Origin of the sequence: Dactylosporangium sucinum, from assembly GCF_014647515.1 — a bacterium.
Classification (GTDB): Bacteria; Actinomycetota; Actinomycetes; order Mycobacteriales; family Micromonosporaceae; genus Dactylosporangium; species Dactylosporangium sucinum.
Genome location: NZ_BMPI01000046.1, coordinates 41,387 through 63,312 on the forward strand (window position 1 = coordinate 41,387; position 21,926 = coordinate 63,312).

Genomic DNA, 21,926 nt, shown 5'->3' on the forward strand with positions numbered 1-21,926 from the left:
ACGCCACCGGGAGCCGGCGGCACGACGCCGCTGCCGCGGCCGTGGGCCGCCACCTTGCCGCCGGCACCCGCTGCGTCGCGCACACCGGCACGGCGGGCGAGGACCTGTTGCTCATCGAGGTCCCGGCCGCCGGCGAGGCGTGGGAGGCGGACTTCCGGGCGCGGCTCGCCACGGCGTTCGACGAACTCGTGCGGGGGTACGGGGTCGTCCACGCGGTCGCCTCCGAACCGTGCCGGGCGCTGGCCGACCTGCCGGCGCGGGCGGAACGGGCGCGCGAGGTCGCGGCCCTGCTCGGGCACGCCGGTGCAGGCCGCCGGCTGGCCTTCGCCCGCGACTTCGAGCTCGTCCGGCTGGTCAACCAGCGCGACGGCCTGGCCGGGGCACACCGGCAGGCAAACGACCTGCTGGCCCCGCTCGTGGCGCACGACGCGGCGACCGGTGGCAGTCTCGTCGAGACGATCGCGGCGTACATCGACTGCCACGCCCGCATCCGCTCCACCGCCGTGGCGCTCGACGTCCACGAGAACACGGTCCGGTACCGGCTCAACCGCATCCGCGAGCTGTCCGCGATCGATCCGGAGCGCGTGGACTCGCTGTTCGGCGCCTGCCTGGCGATCCAGGTGCTGCGCCTGTTCGGCGGACCCGCCGGATTGTCGGGATCCCCAAACGCCGGCACCGACCAGCCCGAGACGAAGGAGCACGAGCCGATGTTCGACGAGCCCGCACCGCATCCGGGGAGCGCCGCATGACGACCGCCGTGCTCACCGAGATCCGCGGCCGGATCCTGTTCATCACGCTCAACCGGCCCGAGGCCATGAACGCCATCGACAGCGCCCTCGGCGAAGGGCTGCTCGCCGCCGGGCGGCTGCTGGACTCCCGCGACGACCTGACCGTCGGCGTGGTGAGCGGGGCCGGCCGCGGTTTCTGCGCGGGCATGGACCTCAAGGCGTTCACCCGTGCGGGCGACCCGCGCGGCATCGAGGAGTTCTTCCAGCTGGGCACGCAGAAGCCGCTGATCGCCGCCATCGAGGGATTCGCGGTGGCCGGCGGCCTGGAGATCGCCCTTACCTGCGACCTGCTGGTCGCCGCGCGCGGCGCGAAGCTCGGCATCCCCGAGGTGAAGGTCGGGCTGTTCGCCGGCGGCGGAGGGCTGCTGCGGCTGCCCCGCCGGCTGCCGTACGCGATGGCGATGGAGTTGGCGCTCACCGGCGACCTGATTCCGGCCGAGCGCGTCTGGGAGCACGGCCTCCTGGCGCGGCTGACGGAGCCGGGCGGCGCGCTGGCCGAGGCGACCTCGCTGGCCGAGCGGATCGCGGCGAACGCGCCGCTGGGCGTGCGCTGGTCCAAGCATCTGATCCGCGAGATGCAGGGCCGCACCGAGCAGGAGTTCTTCGAGCACCAGACGCCGCTGCTGCGTGCGGTGCTGGACTCCGCCGACGGCCGGGAGGGCGCGCTGGCCTTCGCCGAGAAGCGGACTGCGCAGTGGACGGGGCGGTAGCGCCCCGCACCCGGCCTCCCCGCTCAGGACTGCAGGCTGCCGCCGTCGACGTTGATCGCCTGGCCGGTGATCGACGCCGCCGGGTCGCCGCACAGGAACGTGACCAGTGCGGCGACCTCCGCCGGCGTCACCATCCTGCCCAGCGGCTGCCCGCGCAGGAAGCGCCGCAGTGCCTCGTCCTCGCCGTAGCCGTTGGCCCTGGCCACGCTGCGTGCCTCGGCGCGGACCATCTCCGTGTCGGTCCAGCCGGGCACGACCACGTTGGCGGTGACGCCCTTGGTGGCCAGTTCCAGGGCGAGCACCCGGGTCAGGCCGAGCAGCGCGTGCTTGCTGGCGGCGTAGGCGCCGGCGAAGCGGCCGCCCATCCGGGAGTACAGCGACCCGATCGTGACGACGCGCCCCCACCCGGCGTCGACCATGGCGGGCACGCAGCCCTGCGCGAGCCGCAGCGCCGAGGTCACGTTCACCCGCATCACGGCGTCCCAGTCGTCCAGCGCGATGTCGGTCACCCGCGCCGGACGCGTGATCCCTGCACAGTGCACGAGGATCTCCACCGGCCCGCCCAGGGCCTCGGCCGCCCGCGCGGGCAGCGCCGCGACCGCGGACAGGTCGTCCATGTCGCACGGGACGCCGATCACGCCGTCCTCAGCGGTCGCGGCGACCGTGCGGGCGGAGCCGGCGACGGTGTGACCCGCCGCGGCGAGGGCCACCGCGACGGCCTGGCCGATGCCGCGGCTGGCGCCCGTGACGAGGGCCCGACGGCCCGGTCCGGCGCTCATCGGCCCGCGAACTTCGGTGACCGTTTCGCGGTGAAGGCGGCGGTACCTTCGAGGAAGTCGGCGCTGCGCACCAGGCCGCCCTGCAGGGTCGCCTCCGTCTCCAGCGCAGCGGCGAGACCGCCCAGCGTGCTGCGGTTGATCGCTTCCTTGGTCGCCGCGAACGCGCGGGTCGGACCGGTGGCCAGCCGCAGCGCCAGTTCCTCCGCGGTGGCGCGCAGGTCGGCGTCCGGGATCACCCGGTCGGCCAGCCCCCAGCCGAGCGCCTCGCGCGCGGGCAGGCGCTCGGCCAGCAGCGCGAGGACGAAAGCCCGGCCGAGGCCGACCCGCGCCGGCACGAGGAGGCTCGCGCCGCCGTCGGGCGTCAGCCCGATGTTGGCGAAGGCCAGGAGGAAGTACGCGGACTCGGCGGCCAGCACGAGATCGCAGGCCAGCGCCAGTGAGCAGCCGAGCCCGGCGGCCGCCCCGTTGACCGCGGCGATCACCGGCTTGGCCATCCGGCGCAACGCCAGGATCGTCGGCGTGGTGATCTCCCGCAGCTCCGTCTCGACGACGTCGCGGGCCGCCTCGTCGCCGAACTGCGTCCTGACGTCGGCACCGGCACTGAACGCACGGCCGGCACCGGTGATCAGCACGCTGCGCACCGAGGTGTCGTCGCCGAGTCGCTGCAGCAGGTCCCGGAAGGCCTTCGCGGTCGGCGTGTCGAACGCGTTGAGCGAGCCGGGCCGGCGCAACTCGATCCGCACGGCGCCACCGGCCCGCGCCACTGCGAGGGAGGGCACGTACTCCTCGTCGATCCAGACCGTCATGTCCGCACCATAGGCGCGCGTGGCGCCGGCGCGGGTGCGGCCCGGCGGCGGGCCTGGAGAAACCTCCAACCATGATCACCGCGATCATGGCCGTCGGCGGCCACGGCTGCTCTACTCGACGGCGACCGCCCTGGGCGACCCGGCATCGAGGATGGAGCCGATGGAGTTCGACACGAGCGCGACGGCCGGCCTGGCCGCTTGGTGCGCCGGCAACGGCGTCGCACTGGACGGCCCGCCACGGCTGACCCTCATCGCCGGCGGCCGGTCCAACCTCACGTACCGCGTCGCGGACGGCACCGGCGACCGCTACGTACTGCGCCGCCCGCCGACCGGCGGGGTGCTGCAGAGCGCCCACGACGTCGGCCGGGAGTACCGCATCATCACCGGCCTCGCGACGACGGACGTCCCGGTGCCCGTCGCGCACGGCCTGTGCACCGACGAGACGGTGCTGGGCGCGCCGTTCTACGTGATGAGCATGGTGCCGGGCACGGTCCTCGCCGGCGACGAGGACGGCGCCGGCTATCCGGTGCACGCGCGCCGGGAAGCCTCGACCGACCTGGTCCGTGTGCTGGCCGCCGTCCACCGAGTCGAGGTCGATGCCGTGGGCCTGGGTGACCTCGGCCGGCGCGACAACTACGGCGCGCGTCAGCTGCGCCGCTGGCTGCGGCAGTTCCGTCTGACGACCCGCCGCCGGCTCCCGCTCGTCGAGGAGCTGCACGACCAGCTTGAGCGGACCATCCCGCCGCAGCGGTTCACCGGCCTGGTCCACGGCGACTTCCGCCCGGGCAACGTGCTGCTCAGTCCGGAAGGCCGGATCAACGCGGTCCTCGACTGGGAGCTGGCCACCCTCGGCGACACCCTGGCCGACCTCGGCTGGCTGGTCGCCACCTGGCGGCAGCCGGGCGAGGCGGAGTTGTTGGAGTCGCCGACGGCCCATCCGGGATTCGCGTTGCGCGAGGAGCTGGTGGCGGCATATCAGGCCGGCACCGGTCGGGACGTCTCCGACCTGCCGTGGTACCAGGCGTTCGCGCTGTGGCGGCTCGCCTGCATCTTCGAGGGCATCTTCGTGCGCTACAGCGCGGGCGTCATGGGCGACGACGGCGTCGACCCCGCGGCCGAGGGCGAGCGCGTGGTGCGCTTCGCGGAGGCGGCGCGCGACGCTTTCGCCCGACTGGGCTGAGCCTGCCGGCGCAGCCTAGCGCCGGTGGTACAGCGGGGCGCGCTTCTCCAGGAAGGCCCGCGCCGCTTCCGCCTGATCCTCGGTCATCGCGGCGACCATCTGCTGCCGGTTCTCGAACTCGACCGCGGCGCGGAAGCCCGGTGTCTCCACGGCGATCCACATGCCCACCTTGGTCAGCTCGACCGAGGCCGGCGGGTTACGCATGATCTCCGTCGCGGTCTGCCGGGCCGCCTCGAGCAGCCGCTGCGGGGCGACGACCCGGGCCAGCAGCCCGCCCGACAGGGCCTCGGGCGCGTCGAACCGGCGCCCGGTGAGCATGAGCTCGTGCGCGCGGCCGGCGCCCATCAACCGGGGCAGCAGCCAGGAGACGCCGATGTCGCAGGCCGAGTAGCCGGCGCGGATGAACGACACCGCGAACACCGCCCCGTCCGCGGCGATCCGCACGTCGCTGGCGCAGACCAGGGCGAGGCCGCCGCCGGCCGCCGCGCCGTTGACCGCGGCGATCACCGGCTGCGGCAGCTCGTGCAGCCGGTGGGCGAGCTCGGCGATCTCCCGCTGGCGTTCGAACACCCGCAGCATCTGCCCGTCGATGTCCGCACCGTAGCCGTTGAGGTCGAGCCCGGCGCAGAAGGCCCGGCCGCTGCCGGTCAGGATGACGACCCGGCAGCGCCGGTCGCGGCGGATGTCGTCGAGCGCCGCGGTGAGCCCGGCGACGAGCGGCTCGTTCAGCGTGTTCAGCGACTGCGGGCGGTTGAGGGTGACGGTCGTGATGCCGTCATCACCGGCTTCGACCAGAACCTCAGGCTGCACCGGCGTTCTCCTTCCCAACTTAGCGAGCGATAACTAATGTAGCAGTCGTGACCAACGGAGCGCTGGCCGGACTGCGTGTGCTGGAGCTGGCAGGTATCGGTCCGGCCCCGCACGCGGCGATGCTGCTGGGCGACATGGGCGCGGCGGTGCTGCGGGTCGAGCGGCCGGGCGCGCCGGCCGAGCAGCTCCCGAGCCACGTCCTGCGCAACCGGACCATCGTCGAGGCCGACCTCAAGCGCGATCTCGACCGCGTGCTGGACCTCGCGGCGTGCGCCGACGTGCTGATCGAGGGTTTTCGGCCCGGCGTGGCCGAGCGGCTCGGGATCGGGCCGGAGGAGTGCCTGCGCCGCAATGCGCGTCTGGTGTACGGGCGGATGACCGGATGGGGACAGGAGGGGCCGCGCGCCGGCACTGCGGGCCACGATCTGAACTACATCTCGGTCACCGGCGTACTCGACGCGATCGGCCGGCCCGACGCGCCGGTGCCGCCGCTGAACCTCGTGGGCGACTTCGGCGGCGGCTCGCTCTTCCTCGTGGCCGGTATCCTCGTGGCGCTCGTCGAGCGCGGTCGCTCCGGCCTGGGGCAGGTCGTCGACGCCGCCATGGTCGACGGCGCGAGCGTGCTCGCCCAGCACATCCTCGAGATGCGGGCGCAGGGTGCGTGGCTCCCGGGCCGTGCCGCCAACCTGCTCGACGGCGGCGCGCCGTTCTACCGGACCTATGCGTGCGCCGACGGCCGTTTCGTGGCCGTCGGCGCGCTGGAGCCGAAGTTCTACGCGCTGCTGCTGCACGGGCTCGGACTGGTCGGGTCGGCACTGCCGGAGCAGTACGACCGGGCCGGGTGGCCCGTCCTGGCCGAGCGGTTCGCGAGCGTCTTCCGCAGGCGCACCCGCGACGAGTGGGCCGAAAGCTTCGCGGGCACGGATGCGTGCGTGACGCCGGTGCTGACGTTCGACGAGGCCGTGCACGAGCCGCACGTGGCCGCGCGCGGTGCGTTGCGGCTCGCGCAGGGCCACGTTGTCGCCGGACACGCGCCGCGCTTCGGGCGATCAGATGCCGGCGTCGCGTCCGCCGGCGCGGTCCACACCGATCTGGACACCGCGCTGGCGGCGTGGCGGGCCGGGCCGTGACGCGCAGGAGACCAGGTCATTGCCGGCGGGCAGCCGCATCCGCGCCAGGCCTGCCCGACGGGGAGATCTCGTTCACGGTGGCCGTTCGACCGTGATGCTTGGACATCCTAGTATTCCATCGTAAGGTACATGGACGTCCAAGTATCCGGCCCGTGAATCAGGAGTGGGCATGGCTCCCAGCGCACCGTCCGAGTTGCACGTTCCCGCCCACCCGGTCCGGTTCGTGACCGCGGCGAGCCTGTTCGACGGGCACGACGCGGCGATCAACGTGATGCGGCGGCTGCTGCAGGCGCAGGGTGCGGAGGTGATCCACCTCGGGCACGACCGCAGTGTCGACACCGTGGTGCGGGCCGCGCTGGAGGAGGACGTGCAGGGAGTGGCGATCTCCTCCTACCAGGGCGGGCACGTGGAGTACTTCACCTACCTGGTGGAGCGGCTGGCCGAGTCCGGCGCCGGCCACGTGCGGGTCTTCGGCGGTGGGGGCGGCGTGATCGTGCCGGAGGAGATCGCGTTGCTGCGTGAGCGTGGCGTCACGATCTTCTCCCCGGAGGACGGCCAGCGGCTCGGTCTGCCCGGCATGATCAACCAGCTGATCCGGGCCTGCGACGTCGACCTCACCGGCACGGGTCCGGACCTCAAGGCGCTGCTGGCCGGCGATCCGGCCGCGCTGGCCCGGGCGATCACGGTGCTCGAGACGGGGCAGTCGCCGGAGCTGGCCGCCCCGTTGCGGGCCGCGGCGGCCGGGCGCACCGTGCCGGTCCTGGGCATCACCGGCACGGGCGGATCGGGCAAGTCGTCGCTGACCGACGAGTTGCTGCGCCGGCTGCGGCTGGACCAGGAGGACAAGCTGCGGGTCGCCGTCCTGGCGATCGACCCGACCCGGCGGCGCGGCGGCGGTGCGCTGCTGGGCGACCGGATTCGGATGAACGCGCTGGAGACAGGACTGGGCAGCCGCACGTTCTTCCGGTCGCTGGCCACCCGCACCGCCGGCGCGCAGCTGCCCGAGCGCCTCGACGACATCCTGGTCGCGGTCAAGGCGGCCGGGTTCGACCTGGTGATCGTGGAGACGCCGGGCATCGGCCAGGGCGACGCGGGGATCGTGCCGTTCTCCGATGTGGCGCTCTACGTGATGACGCCGGAGTTCGGTGCCGCGTCGCAGCTGGAGAAGATCGACATGCTCGACTTCGCCGACGTCGTGGCGATCAACAAGTACGAGCGGCGCGGTGCTGAGGACGCCCGCCGCGACGTGGCGAGACAGTTGGTGCGCAACCGGCAGGCGTTCGGCGTCGCATGGCAGGAGATGCCGGTGTTCGGCACCAGCGCCGCCCGATTCAACGACGACGGCGTCACCGCGCTCTTCCAGCACCTGCGGGACCTGCTGGTGGCCAAAGGGCTGCCGGCAGGTGCCGGGACGCAGCCTGCCGTCGACGTCCGCGCCTCCTCCGGGCTGACCAGTGTCGTTCCGTCCGCCCGCTCCCGCTATCTGGCCGAGATCTCCGACGCGGTCCGCGGATACCACCGTGCGACCGACGCGCAGGCCGAGGTGGCGCGCCGGCGCCAGTCGCTGCGCGTGACGGTCGAGCTGCTCGGCGACGACCCAGCCGCGGGAGCGGTGCGCGAGCTGGCGGCCGTCACCGACCGCGAGCTGCTGCCGGAGGTGCGTGAGCTGCTCGCGACGTGGCCGGCGCGGGTCGCGCAGTACTCCGGCGACGAGTACGTCTACCGGGTCCGTGACCGGGAGATCCGCACGCCGTTGACCCGGGAGACCCTGTCCGGCTCGCGGGTCCGCCGGGTGGCGCTGCCGCGCACCCGCGACGAGGCCGAGCTGCTCATGTTCCTGCGCCGCGAGAACCTGCCCGGGTTCTTCCCGTTCACCGCCGGGGTGTTCCCGTTCAAGCGGGAGGGCGAAGCCCCGGCGCGGATGTTCGCGGGCGAGGGCGACGCCTTCCGGACCAACCGCCGGTTCAAACTGGTGAGCCGGGGCGGCGAGGCCACCCGGCTGTCGACGGCGTTCGACTCGGTCACCCTCTACGGGCGCGATCCGGACCCGCGCCCGGACATCTACGGCAAGGTCGGCACCTCAGGTGTCTCGATCGCCACGCTCGACGACATGAAGGTGCTCTACTCCGGCTTCGATCTGTGTGCTCCGACCACCTCGGTGTCGATGACGATCAACGGCCCGGCCCCGGCGATCCTGGCCATGTTCCTCAACACCGCCATCGACCAGCGCATCGACGCCTTCCGTGCGGAGCAGGGTCGCGAACCTGACGCGGCGCAGGCCGAGGAGATCCGCGCCTGGGTGCTGGCCAGCGTCCGCGGTACGGTGCAGGCCGACATCCTCAAGGAGGACCAGGGCCAGAACACCTGCATCTTCTCCACCGAGTTCGCGCTGCGCTGCATGGGCGACATCCAGCAGTGGTTCATCGACCACCGGGTGCGCAACTTCTACTCGGTGTCCATTTCCGGCTACCACATCGCCGAGGCCGGGGCCAACCCGATCAGCCAGCTGGCGTTCACGCTCGCCAACGGCTTCACCTACGTCGAGTCGTACCTGGCCCGCGGGATGGCGATCGACGACTTCGCGCCGAACCTGTCGTTCTTCTTCTCCAACGGTATGGACGCCGAGTACACGGTGATCGGGCGGGTCGCCCGGCGGATCTGGGCCATCGCGATGCGGGAGAAGTACGGCGCGGGGGAGCGGTCGCAGAAGTTGAAGTACCACGTGCAGACCTCCGGCCGGTCGCTGCACGCGCAGGAGATGGACTTCAACGACATCCGCACCACCCTGCAGGCGCTGTGCGCCATCTACGACAACGCCAACAGCCTGCACACCAACGCCTACGACGAGGCCGTCACCACCCCCAGCGAACGCTCAGTCCGCCGGGCCCTGGCCATCCAGATGATCATCGACAGGGAATGGGGCCTGGCCGGCAACGAGAACCCGCTGCAGGGCTCGTTCGTCATCGACGAGCTGACCGACCTGGTCGAAGAAGCGGTGCTGGCCGAGTTCGACCGCATCGCCGAGCGCGGCGGGGTCCTCGGCGCCATGGAGACCGGCTACCAGCGCGGCCGCATCCAGGACGAGTCGATGCTGTACGAGCACCGCAAGCACGACGGCAGCCTGCCGCTCGTCGGCGTCAACACCTTCCTCGACCCGCACCGCGACGAGACCCCGCCGCAGACCGTCGAGCTGGCCCGGGCGACCGAGGACGAGAAGCAGTCCCAGCTGACCCGGCTCGCCGACTTCCACGCCCGGCACGCCGGGGAGGCGCCCGCCGCGCGCGCCCGGCTCCAGCAGGTCGCGATGAACGGCGGCAACGTGTTCGCCGAGCTGATGGAGGCAGTGCGGCACTGCTCGCTCGGCCAGATCTCCGACGCCTTCTTCGAGGTGGGTGGCCAGTACCGGCGCAACGTATGACCGCGGTGTTGAGCGCCGGGGCGCCTCCTGCGGCGGCACAGGACCGTCCCGTCCTCGCGCACGTTGTAACCTCCGGGGTATCCGACCAGCCGAGGAGGAACCCGGTGACGACCGCACGGCTCCCGTTCGACCCGATCGGGGAAGCTGCCCGGCTGTGGCGTGAGCACGGCTGGGAGGCCGCCACCGACGGCATGGCCGCCGTCACCTCGCTCATGCGGGCCCAGGCGATCGTCCAAGCGTGGGTGGACGACGTCCTGCGCCCGTTACAGCTGAGTTTCGCCCGGTACGAACTGCTGATGCTCCTGTCGTTCACCAGGGAAGGCTGCCTGCCGATGGCCAAGGCGGGCGCCCGGCTGCAGGTGCACCCGACCAGCGTCACCAACGCAGCCTCGCGCCTGGAGGCCGCGGGACTGGTGGTCCGTCGTCCGGACCCGAACGACGGCCGTGGCGTGCTGGTGACCATTACCGGCGCGGGCCGATCCGTGGCGGCACGGGCCACGGAGCTCCTCAACGAGCAGGTCTTCAGCCGGCCCGAGCTGACCTCGCCCGGAATGCACGCTCTCGTCGACACCCTTCGGGAGCTCCGGCAAGTGGCGGGAGACTTCGAGACGTGACCCGCCCCGGAGCCGGGCGCCGCCACCTGGCCGACGATCTCGGCCACCACCTGACCCTGGACGGCCCGCCCCGACGCATCGTCTCCCTGGTCCCCTCACTCAGCGAGGCGCTGGCCGTGACGGTCCCGGACCGGCTGGTCGCGGTCACCGACTGGTGCACGCACCCGCCGGGGCTGGATCTGCCACGGGTGCGCGGCACGAAGAACCCGGATCGGTCCGCGGTTGAGGCGCTGCGGCCGGACCTCGTGGTAGCCAACCAGGAGGAGAACCGCCGGATCGACGTGGACCGGCTGCGGGCTGCCGGTGTGCCGGTATGGGTCACCGTGATCGAATCCCTCGACGACGCGCTGCGATCGCTGCGGCGGCTGTTCGTCGACGTGCTCGCCGTCGGTGAACCGGGCTGGCTGCGCACCGCGGCCGACGAGTGGAGCCGCCCGGCGCCGCAGCCGGCGTCGCGGGTCGTCGTCCCCATCTGGCGCGATCCGTGGATGGTGGTGGGCTCCCGCACGTTCGCCGGTGATGTCCTGGTCCGGCTCGGCCTGGTCAACGCCTTCCGTACCTCCCCCGAGCGTTATCCCCGCGTGAATCTCGCCGAACTGCGGTCGGCCGACCCGGGCCTCGTGCTGCTGCCCGACGAGCCCTACCCCTTCACCGATGACGACGGGCCGGAGGCGTTCCCCGGCATCAGGACGGTGCTCGTGTCGGGGCGTCAGCTCACCTGGTACGGCCCGTCGCTGGCCTCGGCCCGCGCGGAGCTGCTCGATCAGTTGCGCTGAAGGTGTCGCGGGCGATGCTGCTCGGGCTCGCCGGGTACTGCATCGGCGGTACGCCGGGCTCGATTGCGGCGACCGCGGTACGTGCGGTCACCGTGGTCGGCCGACGACGCGAGACGGCCTGGTGGCGCTTGAAGTCCGCCTGACCCGCGCCGGCACGCCGCGACCGCTCACCGGCGCTGCCGACCTCGCCGCCTACCGGATCGTGCAGGAGGCACTCACCAACGCCCGCAAGCACGGTGGCGGAGCAGCCGTGGACCTGGGTGTCAGGTACGGCGAGTTGGCGGCGGACTGACTCGGCGGCCCAGCCGCGCACCGTCCATTCCTGCCGTCCGCGCCGGCGACCTGCCGGTCGGGCGGACGGCAGCGGCGGTGGCGTCCGTCCATCGACGTCCAATGTGGACGGTCATGGTCCGTCATCCCGGTTCTGTGGGCCGGCTTGCTGAGATCGCCTCACCGGGCACCGGGTGGCCGGTAACCGACCTCTCGCTGGGCGGCTCGATCAATCTCTTCCGGCGTCAGCAGTACAACCGTTTCCGTCCTGACCGCGCCGGAGGCGGTGGCGGCAAGGCCGACGGCGGCGGCCGTCGCGTTGTCGGGCAGCTCCGCGATGAGGAAGACGTCCGCACCACCGAAGGCAAAGTGGAACGACTCCAGCCGGCCCCCGAGGCGGGCGATCAGGTTCTCAGTCTGCGCAACGCGGCCGCCGCCGCCTTCGTCGAGGAGGCCACGAACGCCCTCGGTCGTGTAGGTGCTTCGAAACAGGTACTTCGCCACGCATGTCACCTTCTTCCAGGGGTCCCGCCTGCGGCCACCGCACGCTTGCGCCTTACTGCGGCGGCGCCACGACCCGAGAATTTCCCCGTGTCGGCGACACAAACATTCCGAGTGCAATCCATGAGAGCACCGAAAATTCAGCAGGCCGGGAACTGCGCAGGGAGGGGCCGCGCACGTCGCTCGACCCCTCCCTGCCTTCAACGGACGGCGTACTCGTCGACCTACTCGGTGGGGATGATGCCGAGCTGCTGGAGGACCTTCACGCCGTCGTCGAGCCCGACCTCTTCGACGATGAGTCCGTCGACGACCTTGAGGACGGTCGTGCCGGTGAAGCGGAGCGTCTTGCCGGACGCCGCGGGCACCGAGCCGATGGGCACGTCGTCGAAGGCGATCGGCCCGGTGTGGGTGCCGCCGCCTTCCCACTGGCCGACCACGTAGTCGCCCTCGGCGATCAGGTCGGCGGTCCCCCAGAAGTTGAGGTCCGGGAACGCGGTGCGGAAGTTGGTGGCGAACGCCCGCACTTCGTCGCGACCGCGCATGGGCTTGTGCAGCGAGTACTCGAAGCGGATGTCGGGGTGCGCGAGCTCGTCGATGACGGCAGGGTTCCAGGGGTTGGCCCAGAACTCGGTGAACCACCGTCCGACGATGGCCTTGTTCTCTTCCAGCGACATGATGTCGTCCTTTTCTCTTGTGGGTGATCGCCGGCCGGTTGCTGGCCGGCGATACTGAGAAGACGTGTCCGGCGGGTGTTTCGTGAGACCGGCACCTGGACACCCGCGGCCGCCGGGCGCGATACGACCGCGGGTGCCATCGAAGCAGTGCCCCGACATCCAGCAGACGCGCCGACGGCCGGGTTCGTGAGATCAGAGGCCAGCGGTTTCAGTCAGTAGGGCGCCCAGCCACGTGCTCATTCGGGCCAGACGCCGGAGGTGCCGCGTCGGTGCGAGCCGATCAGGTGCGTGTCGACGATGCCGATCGCCTCCATGAGCGCGAACATCGTCGTCGGGCCGACGAACGCGAATCCGCGCTTGCGTAGCTCTTTCGAGAGGGCGACGGATTCGGGCGAGGTGGTGGGGATGTCGGCGAAGGTTCGCGGCCGGGGGGTCGTTGCCGGCTTGGACGACCAGATGAGCGCGGAAAGTCCGATGTCGTCGCGGAGCCTCTGCGTCGCCTGGGCGTTTCGGATCGCGGCCTCGATCTTCTGCCGGTTTCGGACGATCCCGGTGTCTGCGAGGAGGCGTTCGACATCGCGCTCGGTATAGGCGGCGACCGCATCGGGATCGAAATCGTCGAACGCGGCGCGGAATGCGGGGCGTTTGCGGAGGATCGTGGCCCAGGACAGGCCCGCTTGGAACCCTTCGAGCGTGACCCGCTCGTAGACGCCGCGTTCGTCGGTGACCGGCATGCCCCACTCGGTGTCGTAGTAGTCGCGCAGCATCGGATCGACCGACGCCCACGCGGGCCGGGCCAGGCCGTCTTCGCCGATCACGACGCCGGGGTCTTCGAGTGCCTCGCTCATTGCTGTGTTGCTTCTCCGTCAGTCGGTGAGTCCGGTGGTGCGCATGGTGATGTTGATCCGGCCGGTGTCCAGGCCGCATCCGTCAGCGGCGGTGCAGGGATGCACGCGCGTGACGCCGTGGTAGGCGAGCCGGGATGCTCCGCCGAAGATGAAGAGGTCCCCGGAGCGGAGGCGGAGGTCGGTGTAGGGCTTCCCGCGGTGCTCCGTGTTGCCGAAGCGGAACGTACAGTCGTCGCCGACCGACAGCGACACGACCGGGGCGAGGGAGCGCTCGTCCTTGTCCTGGTGCATGCCCAGACGTGCGGAAGCGTCGTAGTAGTTCACGAGCGCCGTGTCCGGCGTGTAGGCGTTCACCTGGTCTTCGGGGTAGCCGGCGTCGCGAAGCGCACGCCGGCCGAGCCGCACCATCCAGTCCGGAAACGGAAGGACCCGGGCGCCGTTGACGTCGGTCGCTTCTCGTGTGTACTTATACGGCTGCCAGTGCCAGCCCAGGCACACGGTGCGCACGGACATCTCGTGGCCGCGGACCTTTGCGGCCCGAATGGGAACGGGCCCTTGCGTCCAGCAGCGAAACTGGCCCACGACCCACTCCTGCTGCTCCAAGTTGAGCCAACTCGGGATCAGGATCGCACCGGGACCGGGTTCGCTGCGTTCCCCCGGGCCGAGGTCCGGAGTGAAGAGCGTCATCGTCAACCCCCCACCTGGTGTGCTGTGACGACCCCGTTCTCGATCCGCCAGGCGTCGCCTGATTCGGTGACGCCGGTGATTCCATCGAGGTTGACGAGGCCGACCAGATCCAGCGTCGCCCGCTCGGACAGCGCCGCCGCCAGGATGGTTCGTTCCGGCCGCCACGTGGTCGACCAGAGGAGCCTGCGGGCCATCTGCGCCCATCCGACCGGGGAACCTGTCATGATCCACAAATCTGGATCAGCAGCGGTGAACCGGGTGGCCTGCCGCAACCACGACGCAGCGGTCTCCGGCCAGGTCAGGGTCGTGACGATCTCGCCGCCGAGCGCTTCCCACCGAGTCGCGATGGCGTGGACCGTCGTGACGTCGTCGGCCGCCCGGCCCGACCCGATGGCTAACCGTGTCGCGTCGCGGGTCCAGGCGAGTGCCGTGATCGCCGCGACCTCCGCCGCCGTCGCCGCCGGAGCAAGTCGGGGCCGGCTTCCCTGCGAGCCGCGAAGGAGCGGGCTCACCAGGGCGTCCACGGTTCGCCTCTCTCCCGTGCGACCTTCCACGCTTGGTAGCGGTCTTTGCAGCATGTCCCGCACGGCCGGTAGCCGGCGGAGATCGCGGTCGCCTCGTCCGCGAAGAAGACGCGGTGCTTCGCGTAGCCGTCTCGCGCGAGCGCTCGGAGCGCGGCGGGGCAGTCGAGCCGGCCGTAGACCTTGCTGCCGCGGTGGCCGCCCCACTCGCCCTTGGCGGGAGACGAGTGGGAGCGCCCGTCCGCGCCGATGAGCGTGTAGGTCTTCGTAGTGCTCATGCCGCGTCGTGGAAGACGAGGGCGAGCGTGTGCCGCTCGCCGGAGCGGATCGCGGAGACCCCGTGCCGCACCGGTGCCGCCGACCAGCCGCGGGCGGAGCGGACGGGGCGGTCGCGAGTGGTGAAGACATACCCGTGACCGTGCGGCAGGAGTGTGGCCGTGCCGCGGGACTGCGCGCGCGGCCGCTGCTCCAGCAGCAGGAACTCGCCGCCGGTGTGATCGACTCCGGGCTCGTTGAGATTGATCACGACCTGGAGGGGGAAGACGAGGTCACCGTAGAGGTCGCGGTGCAGCGCGTTCCAGTCCTGCTCGCCGTAGCGGAGCAGAATCGCCGACGACTTGGTCTGCCCGGCATCGTGGCACATCTGCAGCCACTCATCGAGCGCGTCCGGCCAAGGGGTGGGCCGGCCGAGCTTGGTCCACCAGTCACGGGCGATCGGCAGCAACCTCGGGTAGAGAGCCTGCTTCAGTGCCTCGATCGGCTCGGGGTACGGTGCCGCGAAGTACCGGTACTGCCCTTCGCCGAAGCGATGCCGGCCCATGTTGATCGTGCTGCGGAACAGCTCATCGCTGTCGTACAGTTCGCGGATCCCCTTCGTCTCCTCGGGGTCGAGGAGCTGCGGGAGCAGGGCGCCGCCGTATTCGTCGATCTCGGCTGCGACGGCGGCCCAGTCCGCGGACTCGACGCGTTTCCGCCAGGGGTTCGCGGGGGGCTTCGTCTTGGTGGTCATGCTGCGACCTCGAGTTCAAGCAGGGCGGTCTTGGCATCGGGCCCGCCGACGTAGCCGCCGAGCGAGCCGTCGGCGCGCAGCACACGGTGGCAGGGAACGACGACGGGCAGCGGGTTGGTCGCGCACGCGGTGCCGACGGCGCGCACGGCCTTGGGGTTGCCGACGAGCTCGGCGACCTCCCGGTAGCTGCGGGTCTGGCCGTAGCCGATGTGCGGGAGGTGCCGCTGGACGAGCTGCCGGAAGCCGCGCGAGAGGGACAGATCGAGCGCCAGGTCGAAAACCTTCCGGCGGCGGTCGAAGTACTCGTCGAGCTCGCGCGCCGCGTCGTCGAGTCGCTTCGGTGCGCGCAGAATGCGGAGGCTGACCTTCTCGGCCAGGTTCTCCAGCACGCGGTCGTGGTCCTCGCGGGCGTAGGCGACGCGGATCAGGCCCTTCGGGGTCGCTGCGAGCAGCAACTTCCCGACCGGGCTGTCGACGGTCGTGTAAGCGATGTCGACGAGACCTTCGGCCTGCGCCTCGTTCTCGAGTCGGGCGTGCAGCCTTGCCAGGGTCTCGGGGTCGATGGGCGCCGATAGGGCGGTGAGGGCGTCATCGTTGCGGATGTCGCTCATTGGACTGCTCCTTTCGTGTCTGCGCCCGGATAGTGCTTCCTGAGGGTTTTGAGTCCGTCGGCGGCGGCTCTCCGTGCCGCGTCGACCGTTCCGCCGAGGATCGCCGCGATCTCCGCGTGTGACATGCCGGCGAGGTACCGAAAGGTGACCGCCTGCCGTTGCTTGCCGGGGAGACGGCCGACGAACTCCCAGACATCCGTGTCGTCGGTGCCCGGGATTCCGATTGAGGTCGGTGCTTCCGGCAATGTCTCCACCGGCAGCGGGTCCCGCTTCGCGGCCCGCTGGACATCGATCGCCTTGCGGCGGGCGATGGTCACGAGCCAGGCCTCGACGTTCGCAGTCTCCGGAAGGTCCGGGTAGGCGCGCAGCGCGGCAAGGAAGGTCTCCGACCAGGCGTCGTCCGCATCTTGCACTCCGAGGAGCGCTCGGCAGACGCGCAGCACGGTGACGCTGTGCTGCGCGACCACGGATTCGAACGGCTGTTTCATGTCCATCCCATTGAAGTCGGGGAAGTCGAGTCTTTCGTGAGATTCGCTAGAACAGTCTTCCGGCGCGTACCTGAGCGGGTTCCTCAAGCTCCAGCAGCGCCTGCTTCCGCCGCAGCCCGCCGGCGTAGCCAGTGAGGTTCCCGTTCGCGCCGACGACGCGGTGACACGGCACGAAGATGCACAGCGGGTTCGCGCCGACCGCCTGGCCGACGCGGTAGGCCAGGGACCTGTCGCCGAGCCGTTCGGCGATCTGCCCGTAGGTGGTGGTCTCGCCGAACGGGATTTCGGCGACGATGCTCCACACGGAGTGCTGGAACGCATCACCCGAGGCGTCGAACGGGAGGTCGAACGCACGCCGGCCGCCGGCCAGGTACTCGATCAGCTGCACGGCCGCCTCGGCCAGCAGCGCATCCTCGGCCGTCGTCACTTCCTGCCCGAACGACTCCCGCGCGGGCCGGCGGATGTGATGGCGGAAGTAGAGGCCGATGATCGCGTCACCGCTCGCGACGATCGTGACCGGTCCGAGGGACGTCTCCACCAGTATGTGTCGCGTGCTCATCACGGTTCCTTTCTCTCTCCGCGCTGTAGACGTCAGATCGGAGCCGAACGTGAGACGGCAGTTTCGACGAATCCACCCGACGCTCGATGGCCCTTACTGGGCGATAGGGCCGTGCTCGGGCGATTTATAACTCACTGTCCGATTCCGCAATGGCTCCGGGTGATCGTTCGGGTGTGGTCAGCACTCCCGGCGGTATGGCGGCATGGTGCGCGCCAATGTGGGGAGTGACGGCACCCGACGCGGGACGACGGGTACGGGAGGGCCATGGTGCTGCTGGGCCTGCGGGTGCCCGCTCCGGTCTCCGGCGCGGTCGGCTTGGCCGTCGGGGTGGCGGGCCGGCTGACCGGTGGGGGCCGTGATGTGTGGGCGCGTCCCGGCCGGCTGCACATCGAGACGCATGGCGTGCACGGGGTGGACGGTGCGCGGGTGGCTCGCCGGGTGGAGCGGGTGTTGGAGCGGCATCCGGGTGTGGTGTGGGCGAGGGTGAACGCACCGGGCTGCCGGGTGGTGGTCGAGGTGACCGATCCGCCGCCGCCGCGCCGGGAGTTGGTGGCGCTGGTGGCGCGCGCCGAGTCCGCACCGACGGACGTGGGCGAGGAGATCGCCGAGGAGGAACTGCACCACCCTGCCGAGGGCCTGCAGCGTACCGGTGTGTTGGCGAACCTGGCGGTCGATGCGGTCGCGTTGGTACTGGCCGGCCTTGCCCGGGTGGCCCCGTGGGCGCCGCTGCCCGCTGAGTTGGCGGGCCTCGTGTCCGCCGTTGAGCTGCATCCCCGGCTACGGGAGTTGGCCGCCAGACGGCTGCATGGGCAGGAGCGGGCGGAGTCGTTGGTTTCCATGGCTGCCGGGTTGGCGCAGGCCCTCGCGGCAGGTGGGTCGGGCGTGGTGGTGGACGTCGCCGAGCGCATCGTCCGGTGGCGGGAGGCCCACGCGGATCAGCAGGCGTGGCGTGCGGCGGAGCCGCGGCTCATCCGCGGTCCGGAGGATGCCGGGGCCGACCCGGCGGTGGTCGAGCGCCCGCGCCCGCTGCCGGACGGTCCGGTGGAGCGCCACCAGCGGCGGGTGCTGGCCGGCGGGGCGGCCGTAGCGGCGGGGGCTGCGCCGCTGGTCGGGCTGCGGCGTGCGGGGGCGGTGGGGCTTGCGGCGCTGCCCAAGGCGGCCGAGGCGGGTCGTGCCGCGTTCGCGTCGCATCTGGGGCTGGTGCTGGCCCGCAGCGGTGCGCTGGTGCTGGATCGGGCGGTGCTGCGCCGCCTGGACCGGCTGGACACGCTGGTGCTGGACGGCGCAGCGTTGCGCTCGGGTCGCTGGGCGCTGACCGACCTGGTTCCGCTCGCCGGTGCCGACTTCGGTGAGGTGGTCGAGCACGGTTCCGCGCTGTTCGCGGTCGAGAACCCGTGGGACGTACGGGCGGCCGGCGAGTGGACGCTGGCCCCGGTCGACAAGCTGGAGGTGCGTGGACGCACCGGCGTCCGGCAGCGGAGAGGGCTGGCTGACGCCGGCGCCGAAGTGGTGTTGGGTCTGGCCCGCCGGCGCCGGTTGGAGGCGGTGCTGGCGGTCGAGGCGGATACCGCACCGGGGCTTGACACGGTCGTCGGCGCGGCCCGCCGCGCCGGGCTTCGGATCGTGCTCGCCACGGACGACCAGCGGCCGCGAGCGCAGTACGCCGACGTCCTGGTGGAGCGCGGCCGGAGTCCGGTCGGCGTGGTACGCGACGTCCAGGCCGCGGGCGGGGTGGTCATGCTGCTGTCGGGGGACCGGCGGGCGTTGGCCGCGGCGGACTGCGGGCTCGGTGTACACGTCGACGGCACACCGCCGCCGTGGGGCGCGCACGTGCTGATCGGATCCGACCTGGGCGGGGCCGTGCTGCTCGTGGAGGCGGTGGCGGCGGCTCGCTCCGTGAACCGGGACTGCATGGTGTTGACGCGGGCGGCCACCGGCCTCGGCGCGCTCGCCGCGCTGGGAGGTGGGGCCACGCGCGCTGCCGCCCGCAGTCTCGGCGTCGTCAACGTCGGTGCGGCGCTGGGGTTCGCCGATGGCGTCTGGCGTGCGCACCGTTTGCACACCCGGACGCCGGCCCGGGTCGCATCGAGTCCACCGTAGCGAGGTCGATCCGGGCCGGCCGTTGGCGGCCCTGGGGCCGCGCAGGATGAGCTACTCCGATGCTGGCCGGGGACGCCACGTGCCGTCGAGCGGAACGCCGGCAGCCGCCGCGATCCGGTCGCGCGATTCGATCAGTCGGGCCTTCAGCGCCGGCAGGTCCACGTTCACCAGCACGCCGTCGCGTTTGACGACGCAGCCGGCGACGAGCACCGTGTCGACCAGGCCGGGATGGCCCGCGGCAACGATCGTGCCGGCCGGATTGTTCGCCGGGAACACGGTCAGGTCGTCGGCGCGCAGCAGGATCAGGTCGGCGTCCTTGCCGGGTGTGATGCTGCCCGTTCGGGCGGCGAGCCCGCACGCCCGCGCGCCGTCGATGGTGGCGAACTCCAGCACGTCGCGGGAGCGCAGGCCGCCGTCGATGCCACGCTGCACCACGTAGGCGGTGCGCATGGTGGCGAACATGTCGCCACCGGCCGACGGGCAGTCGTCGGTGGACAGCGTCGGACGCAGGCCGGCGGCGAGCATCCGGCCGGTCTCCGGCCAGCCGATGCCCATTTTCAGCTCCACGTCCGGGCTGATCGACACCGAACTGCCGGCATCGGCGAGCATCCGCAGCTGCTCGTCGCTGATCCCGTTGGCGTGCACGAAGGTGGTGGTGTCGAACAGCAGGCCGTTGTCGAGGAGTTCGGCGATCGGGCGGCCGCCGGCGCTGCCGGATTCGATGTGCACGCTGGTCCGTAGCCCGAGTTCGGCGGCCAGGCTCAGGTCGTCGCCGACGGTGTCCATCGTGGTCATTTCCGGCCCGCGTAGCCCGAGCGCCATGGTGAGCAGGCCGTCTGCGGAAAGTGTCGAGCGGACGCGGCGGATCTCGGCGTCGATCGGGTCGGTGGTACGGAACCCGGCGCCGTAGCAGAAGATCGACCGCCCTGGCGCGTCCCGCAGCGCCGCGACGGCGGCGTCGGCGTGTGCGGGGCTTTGTCCGCAGTGGAACCAGTCCAGCATCGTCGTGACGCCGGAGTGCAGGGCCTCCAGCCGGCCGAGCAGGTTGCCCAGGTAGACGTCTTCGGGCCGGTAGTGGGGCTTCAACGTGCCGTGCACCGCCGCCAGGTACTCGGCGAACGTCCAGTCCGCGCCGACGCCTCGGAACGCTGTCTGCCAGGTGTGCCGGTGGGTGTCGACGAAGCCGGGCAGGACGATCCGGTCGGTCGCGTCGATCACCTCGGCGCCGGGGACGTCGATCCGCTCGGCAATTTCGACGATCACGCCGTCTTCGATGAGGACGTCGCCGCGGTCGAGATCGCCGACAGCCGGGTCCATGCTGACCACGGTGCCGCCGGTGAGCAGGGTTCTCATCGGGCGAGCTCCTGCGCCGTCGTCGGGACTGCGGCCACCGCGTCGGCCGCGGCGAGCACGTCGTCCACCAGGTCGGCCGTGTCCTCCGTGCCGGCGGCCAGCCGGACCAGGCCCGGCGGAACCCCCGAGTCGGAAAGCTGTTGCTCGCTGAGCATGCCGCGCCACATCGAGGCCGGATGTACGGCGAGCGATTCAACGCCGCCGAGGCTGGCCGACCGGCGGGCATAGCGCAGCCGGCCGAGGAAGGCGTCGGCCGCCTCGAAGCCGCCGGCGAGCTCGATCGCGAGTACCCCGCCGAAACCGCTCATCTGGCCGGCCGCCAACGCGTGCTGCGGGTGGGACGCCAGGCCGGGGTAGTGCACCCGGGTCACGGCTGGGTGGTCGTGCAATGCCTCGGCCAGGGCCTGGCCGTTGGCGTTGTGCCGCGGCATCCGCAGCGGCAGGGTGCGTAGGCCGCGCAGCAGCAACCACGCATCGATCGGGCCGAGCACGGCACCGGTGAGCACGGCGACATCCCAGATCCGGTCCAGCAGCTGCGCCGGCCCGGCCAGCACTCCGGCGGACACGTCGGAGTGGCCGTTGAGGTACTTGGTCGCGCTGTGCCAGACCAGGTCGATGCCGAAGTCCGCCGGTCGCTGGTTGATCGGGGTGGCGAAGGTGTTGTCCGCCATGGTCAGCACGTTGTGTGCGCGGGCCAGGTCCGCGACGGCGCGGAGGTCGGTGAGCTGCAGCAGCGGATTGCTCGGCGATTCGACCAGGATCAGTCGGGTCTGCGGGGTCAGCGCCCGCTCGAACGCCGCACGGTCGGTCTGGTCGACCTGGGTGATCGACACGCCCAGCCGCGGCAGCAGGTTCAGCAACACCGACGCCGTGCCGCCGTAGGTGGACTGCTGCCCGATCACGTGGTCGCCGGCGGACACCAGGGCCAGCACGGCGGTGGTGAGGGCGGCCATCCCGGAGGCGGTGACCATTGCCGCCTCGGTGTGCTCCAGTTCCGCGACCACGGCCGCGACCTGCGCGTGGTTCGGGTTGCCGTAGCGGGTGTAGAAGCCCTGGCCCCGCCGGTGCACGGCGGCCTGGGTGAACTGCTCCGCGTCGTCGGCCCAGAACGTTGCCGTCTGGTAGATGGGTGGTGCAACGGCGCGGCTGGGCTGGACGCCGCGGTCGGCGTGAATGGCGACCGTGCTGCTGCCCGACATGGATTCCCTCCGTGGACCGTCGGATGTGACGCCATGGAGCATGACCGGCCGGAACGCCGGCGCAAACGGATCCCGGCAACTTTGGCAGCAAGTTG

25 protein-coding genes are annotated in these 21,926 nt (G+C 71.6%); 10 read left to right on the forward strand and 15 right to left on the reverse strand.

What is annotated here, in order from left to right; translation table 11 throughout:
- Both IEZ31_RS36940 and IEZ31_RS36945 read left to right on the forward strand, forming a co-directional pair.
- The coding region (locus IEZ31_RS36940; protein WP_190254732.1) for a PucR family transcriptional regulator at window positions 1-749 on the forward strand (749 nt) is incomplete at its 5' end.
- Entirely contained in the window at window positions 746-1,498 is a 753-nt protein-coding gene (locus IEZ31_RS36945; RefSeq protein WP_190254733.1) for a crotonase/enoyl-CoA hydratase family protein, read from the forward strand. The genes IEZ31_RS36940 and IEZ31_RS36945, both read left to right, overlap by 4 nt.
- A gap of 23 nt (window positions 1,499-1,521) precedes the next feature.
- Here IEZ31_RS36945 and IEZ31_RS36950 read toward each other — a convergent pair whose 3' ends face one another.
- Together IEZ31_RS36950 and IEZ31_RS36955 are read right to left on the reverse strand one after the other, a co-directional pair.
- Window positions 1,522-2,277, reverse strand: a complete 756-nt coding sequence (locus tag IEZ31_RS36950; protein WP_190254734.1) for an SDR family NAD(P)-dependent oxidoreductase — start codon at window positions 2,275-2,277, stop codon at window positions 1,522-1,524.
- Window positions 2,274-3,083, reverse strand: a complete 810-nt coding sequence (locus IEZ31_RS36955) for an enoyl-CoA hydratase-related protein (protein ID WP_190254735.1) — start codon at window positions 3,081-3,083, stop codon at window positions 2,274-2,276. The genes IEZ31_RS36950 and IEZ31_RS36955 overlap by 4 nt, the downstream gene beginning before the upstream one ends.
- A gap of 160 nt (window positions 3,084-3,243) precedes the next feature.
- Here IEZ31_RS36955 and IEZ31_RS36960 point away from each other — a divergent pair, with 160 nt between their 5' ends.
- On the forward strand, window positions 3,244-4,263 hold the full coding sequence (locus tag IEZ31_RS36960; RefSeq protein ID WP_190254736.1) for a phosphotransferase family protein: 1,020 nt from the start codon (window positions 3,244-3,246) through the stop codon (window positions 4,261-4,263).
- A gap of 15 nt (window positions 4,264-4,278) precedes the next feature.
- Here the strand turns inward: IEZ31_RS36960 and IEZ31_RS36965 are convergent, their stop codons facing one another.
- A complete protein-coding gene (locus tag IEZ31_RS36965; protein ID WP_190254737.1) occupies window positions 4,279-5,073 on the reverse strand; it encodes an enoyl-CoA hydratase/isomerase family protein in 795 nt (264 codons plus the stop codon).
- A gap of 47 nt (window positions 5,074-5,120) precedes the next feature.
- Here IEZ31_RS36965 and IEZ31_RS36970 point away from each other — a divergent pair, with 47 nt between their 5' ends.
- The 6 genes from IEZ31_RS36970 (at window position 5,121) to IEZ31_RS36990 (ending at window position 11,303) form a co-directional block, all read left to right on the forward strand.
- On the forward strand, window positions 5,121-6,203 hold the full coding sequence (locus IEZ31_RS36970; protein WP_190254738.1) for a CaiB/BaiF CoA transferase family protein: 1,083 nt from the start codon (window positions 5,121-5,123) through the stop codon (window positions 6,201-6,203).
- A 169-nt stretch (window positions 6,204-6,372) separates the two neighbouring features.
- A complete protein-coding gene (icmF, locus tag IEZ31_RS36975) occupies window positions 6,373-9,621 on the forward strand; it encodes a fused isobutyryl-CoA mutase/GTPase IcmF (RefSeq protein ID WP_190254739.1) in 3,249 nt (1,082 codons plus the stop codon).
- 104 nt (window positions 9,622-9,725) lie between these two features.
- Entirely contained in the window at window positions 9,726-10,235 is a 510-nt protein-coding gene (locus IEZ31_RS36980) for a MarR family transcriptional regulator (protein WP_229836207.1), read from the forward strand.
- Between the two features lie 26 nt (window positions 10,236-10,261).
- Window positions 10,262-11,011, forward strand: a complete 750-nt coding sequence (locus IEZ31_RS36985) for a helical backbone metal receptor (RefSeq protein WP_190254782.1) — start codon at window positions 10,262-10,264, stop codon at window positions 11,009-11,011.
- 14 nt (window positions 11,012-11,025) lie between these two features.
- The gene (locus IEZ31_RS58320; protein ID WP_268241720.1) at window positions 11,026-11,154 is read left to right on the forward strand and encodes a hypothetical protein; all 129 of its coding nucleotides are present in this window, start codon (window positions 11,026-11,028) and stop codon (window positions 11,152-11,154) included.
- On the forward strand, window positions 11,133-11,303 hold the full coding sequence (locus IEZ31_RS36990) for a hypothetical protein (protein ID WP_190254741.1): 171 nt from the start codon (window positions 11,133-11,135) through the stop codon (window positions 11,301-11,303). The genes IEZ31_RS58320 and IEZ31_RS36990 overlap by 22 nt, the downstream gene beginning before the upstream one ends.
- Window positions 11,304-11,461: 158 nt before the next feature.
- Here the strand turns inward: IEZ31_RS36990 and IEZ31_RS36995 are convergent, their stop codons facing one another.
- The 10 genes from IEZ31_RS36995 to IEZ31_RS58325 all read right to left on the reverse strand — a co-directional run bounded on the left by IEZ31_RS36995 (window position 11,462) and on the right by IEZ31_RS58325 (window position 17,179).
- Window positions 11,462-11,785, reverse strand: coding sequence for a GYD domain-containing protein (locus tag IEZ31_RS36995; RefSeq protein WP_190254742.1), 324 nt, complete (start codon window positions 11,783-11,785; stop codon window positions 11,462-11,464).
- Window positions 11,786-12,006: 221 nt separating this feature from the next.
- A complete protein-coding gene (locus IEZ31_RS37000) occupies window positions 12,007-12,456 on the reverse strand; it encodes an ester cyclase (RefSeq protein WP_190254743.1) in 450 nt (149 codons plus the stop codon).
- A gap of 236 nt (window positions 12,457-12,692) precedes the next feature.
- Window positions 12,693-13,304: a DNA-3-methyladenine glycosylase I gene (locus IEZ31_RS37005; protein WP_190254744.1), complete on the reverse strand. Its 612-nt coding sequence runs from the start codon at window positions 13,302-13,304 to the stop codon at window positions 12,693-12,695.
- An 18-nt stretch (window positions 13,305-13,322) separates the two neighbouring features.
- Window positions 13,323-13,991 carry an alpha-ketoglutarate-dependent dioxygenase AlkB family protein gene (locus IEZ31_RS37010; protein WP_190254745.1) on the reverse strand — a complete coding sequence of 223 codons (669 nt, stop codon included), beginning with the start codon at window positions 13,989-13,991 and terminating at the stop codon, window positions 13,323-13,325.
- A 2-nt stretch (window positions 13,992-13,993) separates the two neighbouring features.
- Entirely contained in the window at window positions 13,994-14,515 is a 522-nt protein-coding gene (locus IEZ31_RS37015; protein WP_190254746.1) for a type 1 periplasmic-binding domain-containing protein, read from the reverse strand.
- Window positions 14,500-14,790 carry an Ada metal-binding domain-containing protein gene (locus IEZ31_RS37020; RefSeq protein ID WP_190254747.1) on the reverse strand — a complete coding sequence of 97 codons (291 nt, stop codon included), beginning with the start codon at window positions 14,788-14,790 and terminating at the stop codon, window positions 14,500-14,502. The genes IEZ31_RS37015 and IEZ31_RS37020 overlap by 16 nt, the downstream gene beginning before the upstream one ends.
- The gene (locus IEZ31_RS37025; protein ID WP_190254748.1) at window positions 14,787-15,521 is read right to left on the reverse strand and encodes a 2OG-Fe(II) oxygenase; all 735 of its coding nucleotides are present in this window, start codon (window positions 15,519-15,521) and stop codon (window positions 14,787-14,789) included. The genes IEZ31_RS37020 and IEZ31_RS37025 overlap by 4 nt, the downstream gene beginning before the upstream one ends.
- Window positions 15,518-16,132 carry a methylated-DNA--[protein]-cysteine S-methyltransferase gene (locus tag IEZ31_RS37030; protein WP_190254749.1) on the reverse strand — a complete coding sequence of 205 codons (615 nt, stop codon included), beginning with the start codon at window positions 16,130-16,132 and terminating at the stop codon, window positions 15,518-15,520. The genes IEZ31_RS37025 and IEZ31_RS37030 overlap by 4 nt, the downstream gene beginning before the upstream one ends.
- Window positions 16,129-16,620: an RNA polymerase sigma factor gene (locus tag IEZ31_RS37035; RefSeq protein WP_190254750.1), complete on the reverse strand. Its 492-nt coding sequence runs from the start codon at window positions 16,618-16,620 to the stop codon at window positions 16,129-16,131. Before IEZ31_RS37035 ends, IEZ31_RS37030 begins: the two co-directional genes overlap by 4 nt.
- Before the next feature lie 46 nt (window positions 16,621-16,666).
- A complete protein-coding gene (locus IEZ31_RS58325; RefSeq protein ID WP_190254751.1) occupies window positions 16,667-17,179 on the reverse strand; it encodes a methylated-DNA--[protein]-cysteine S-methyltransferase in 513 nt (170 codons plus the stop codon).
- A gap of 327 nt (window positions 17,180-17,506) precedes the next feature.
- On the opposite strand from IEZ31_RS58325, the gene IEZ31_RS37045 reads away from it, so the two are divergent.
- Entirely contained in the window at window positions 17,507-19,279 is a 1,773-nt protein-coding gene (locus IEZ31_RS37045; RefSeq protein ID WP_190254752.1) for an amino acid adenylation domain-containing protein, read from the forward strand.
- 51 nt (window positions 19,280-19,330) lie between these two features.
- Here IEZ31_RS37045 and IEZ31_RS37050 read toward each other — a convergent pair whose 3' ends face one another.
- Both IEZ31_RS37050 and IEZ31_RS37055 read right to left on the reverse strand, forming a co-directional pair.
- A complete protein-coding gene (locus IEZ31_RS37050) occupies window positions 19,331-20,632 on the reverse strand; it encodes an amidohydrolase family protein (RefSeq protein ID WP_190254753.1) in 1,302 nt (433 codons plus the stop codon).
- Window positions 20,629-21,831: a trans-sulfuration enzyme family protein gene (locus tag IEZ31_RS37055; protein ID WP_190254754.1), complete on the reverse strand. Its 1,203-nt coding sequence runs from the start codon at window positions 21,829-21,831 to the stop codon at window positions 20,629-20,631. Before IEZ31_RS37055 ends, IEZ31_RS37050 begins: the two co-directional genes overlap by 4 nt.
- Window positions 21,832-21,926: the final 95 nt, after the last annotated feature.

Bases quoted from the DNA above. Each gene is read 5' to 3' on its own strand.
- icmF (WP_190254739.1), top strand. From the start codon at position 6,373: ATGGCTCCCAGCGCACCGTCCGAGTTGCACGTTCCCGCCCACCCGGTC.
- IEZ31_RS36950 (WP_190254734.1), bottom strand. From the start codon at position 2,277: ATGAGCGCCGGACCGGGCCGTCGGGCCCTCGTCACGGGCGCCAGCCGC.
- IEZ31_RS37010 (WP_190254745.1), bottom strand. From the start codon at position 13,991: ATGACGCTCTTCACTCCGGACCTCGGCCCGGGGGAACGCAGCGAACCC.
- IEZ31_RS37000 (WP_190254743.1), bottom strand. From the start codon at position 12,456: ATGTCGCTGGAAGAGAACAAGGCCATCGTCGGACGGTGGTTCACCGAG.
- IEZ31_RS37035 (WP_190254750.1), bottom strand. From the start codon at position 16,620: ATGAAACAGCCGTTCGAATCCGTGGTCGCGCAGCACAGCGTCACCGTG.
- IEZ31_RS37020 (WP_190254747.1), bottom strand. From the start codon at position 14,790: ATGAGCACTACGAAGACCTACACGCTCATCGGCGCGGACGGGCGCTCC.
- IEZ31_RS37050 (WP_190254753.1), bottom strand. From the start codon at position 20,632: ATGAGAACCCTGCTCACCGGCGGCACCGTGGTCAGCATGGACCCGGCT.
- IEZ31_RS37005 (WP_190254744.1), bottom strand. From the start codon at position 13,304: ATGAGCGAGGCACTCGAAGACCCCGGCGTCGTGATCGGCGAAGACGGC.
- IEZ31_RS36960 (WP_190254736.1), top strand. From the start codon at position 3,244: ATGGAGTTCGACACGAGCGCGACGGCCGGCCTGGCCGCTTGGTGCGCC.
- IEZ31_RS37030 (WP_190254749.1), bottom strand. From the start codon at position 16,132: ATGAGCGACATCCGCAACGATGACGCCCTCACCGCCCTATCGGCGCCC.
- IEZ31_RS36945 (WP_190254733.1), top strand. From the start codon at position 746: ATGACGACCGCCGTGCTCACCGAGATCCGCGGCCGGATCCTGTTCATC.
- IEZ31_RS36955 (WP_190254735.1), bottom strand. From the start codon at position 3,083: ATGACGGTCTGGATCGACGAGGAGTACGTGCCCTCCCTCGCAGTGGCG.
- IEZ31_RS58320 (WP_268241720.1), top strand. From the start codon at position 11,026: ATGCTGCTCGGGCTCGCCGGGTACTGCATCGGCGGTACGCCGGGCTCG.
- IEZ31_RS37025 (WP_190254748.1), bottom strand. From the start codon at position 15,521: ATGACCACCAAGACGAAGCCCCCCGCGAACCCCTGGCGGAAACGCGTC.
- IEZ31_RS58325 (WP_190254751.1), bottom strand. From the start codon at position 17,179: ATGAGCACGCGACACATACTGGTGGAGACGTCCCTCGGACCGGTCACG.
- IEZ31_RS37055 (WP_190254754.1), bottom strand. From the start codon at position 21,831: ATGTCGGGCAGCAGCACGGTCGCCATTCACGCCGACCGCGGCGTCCAG.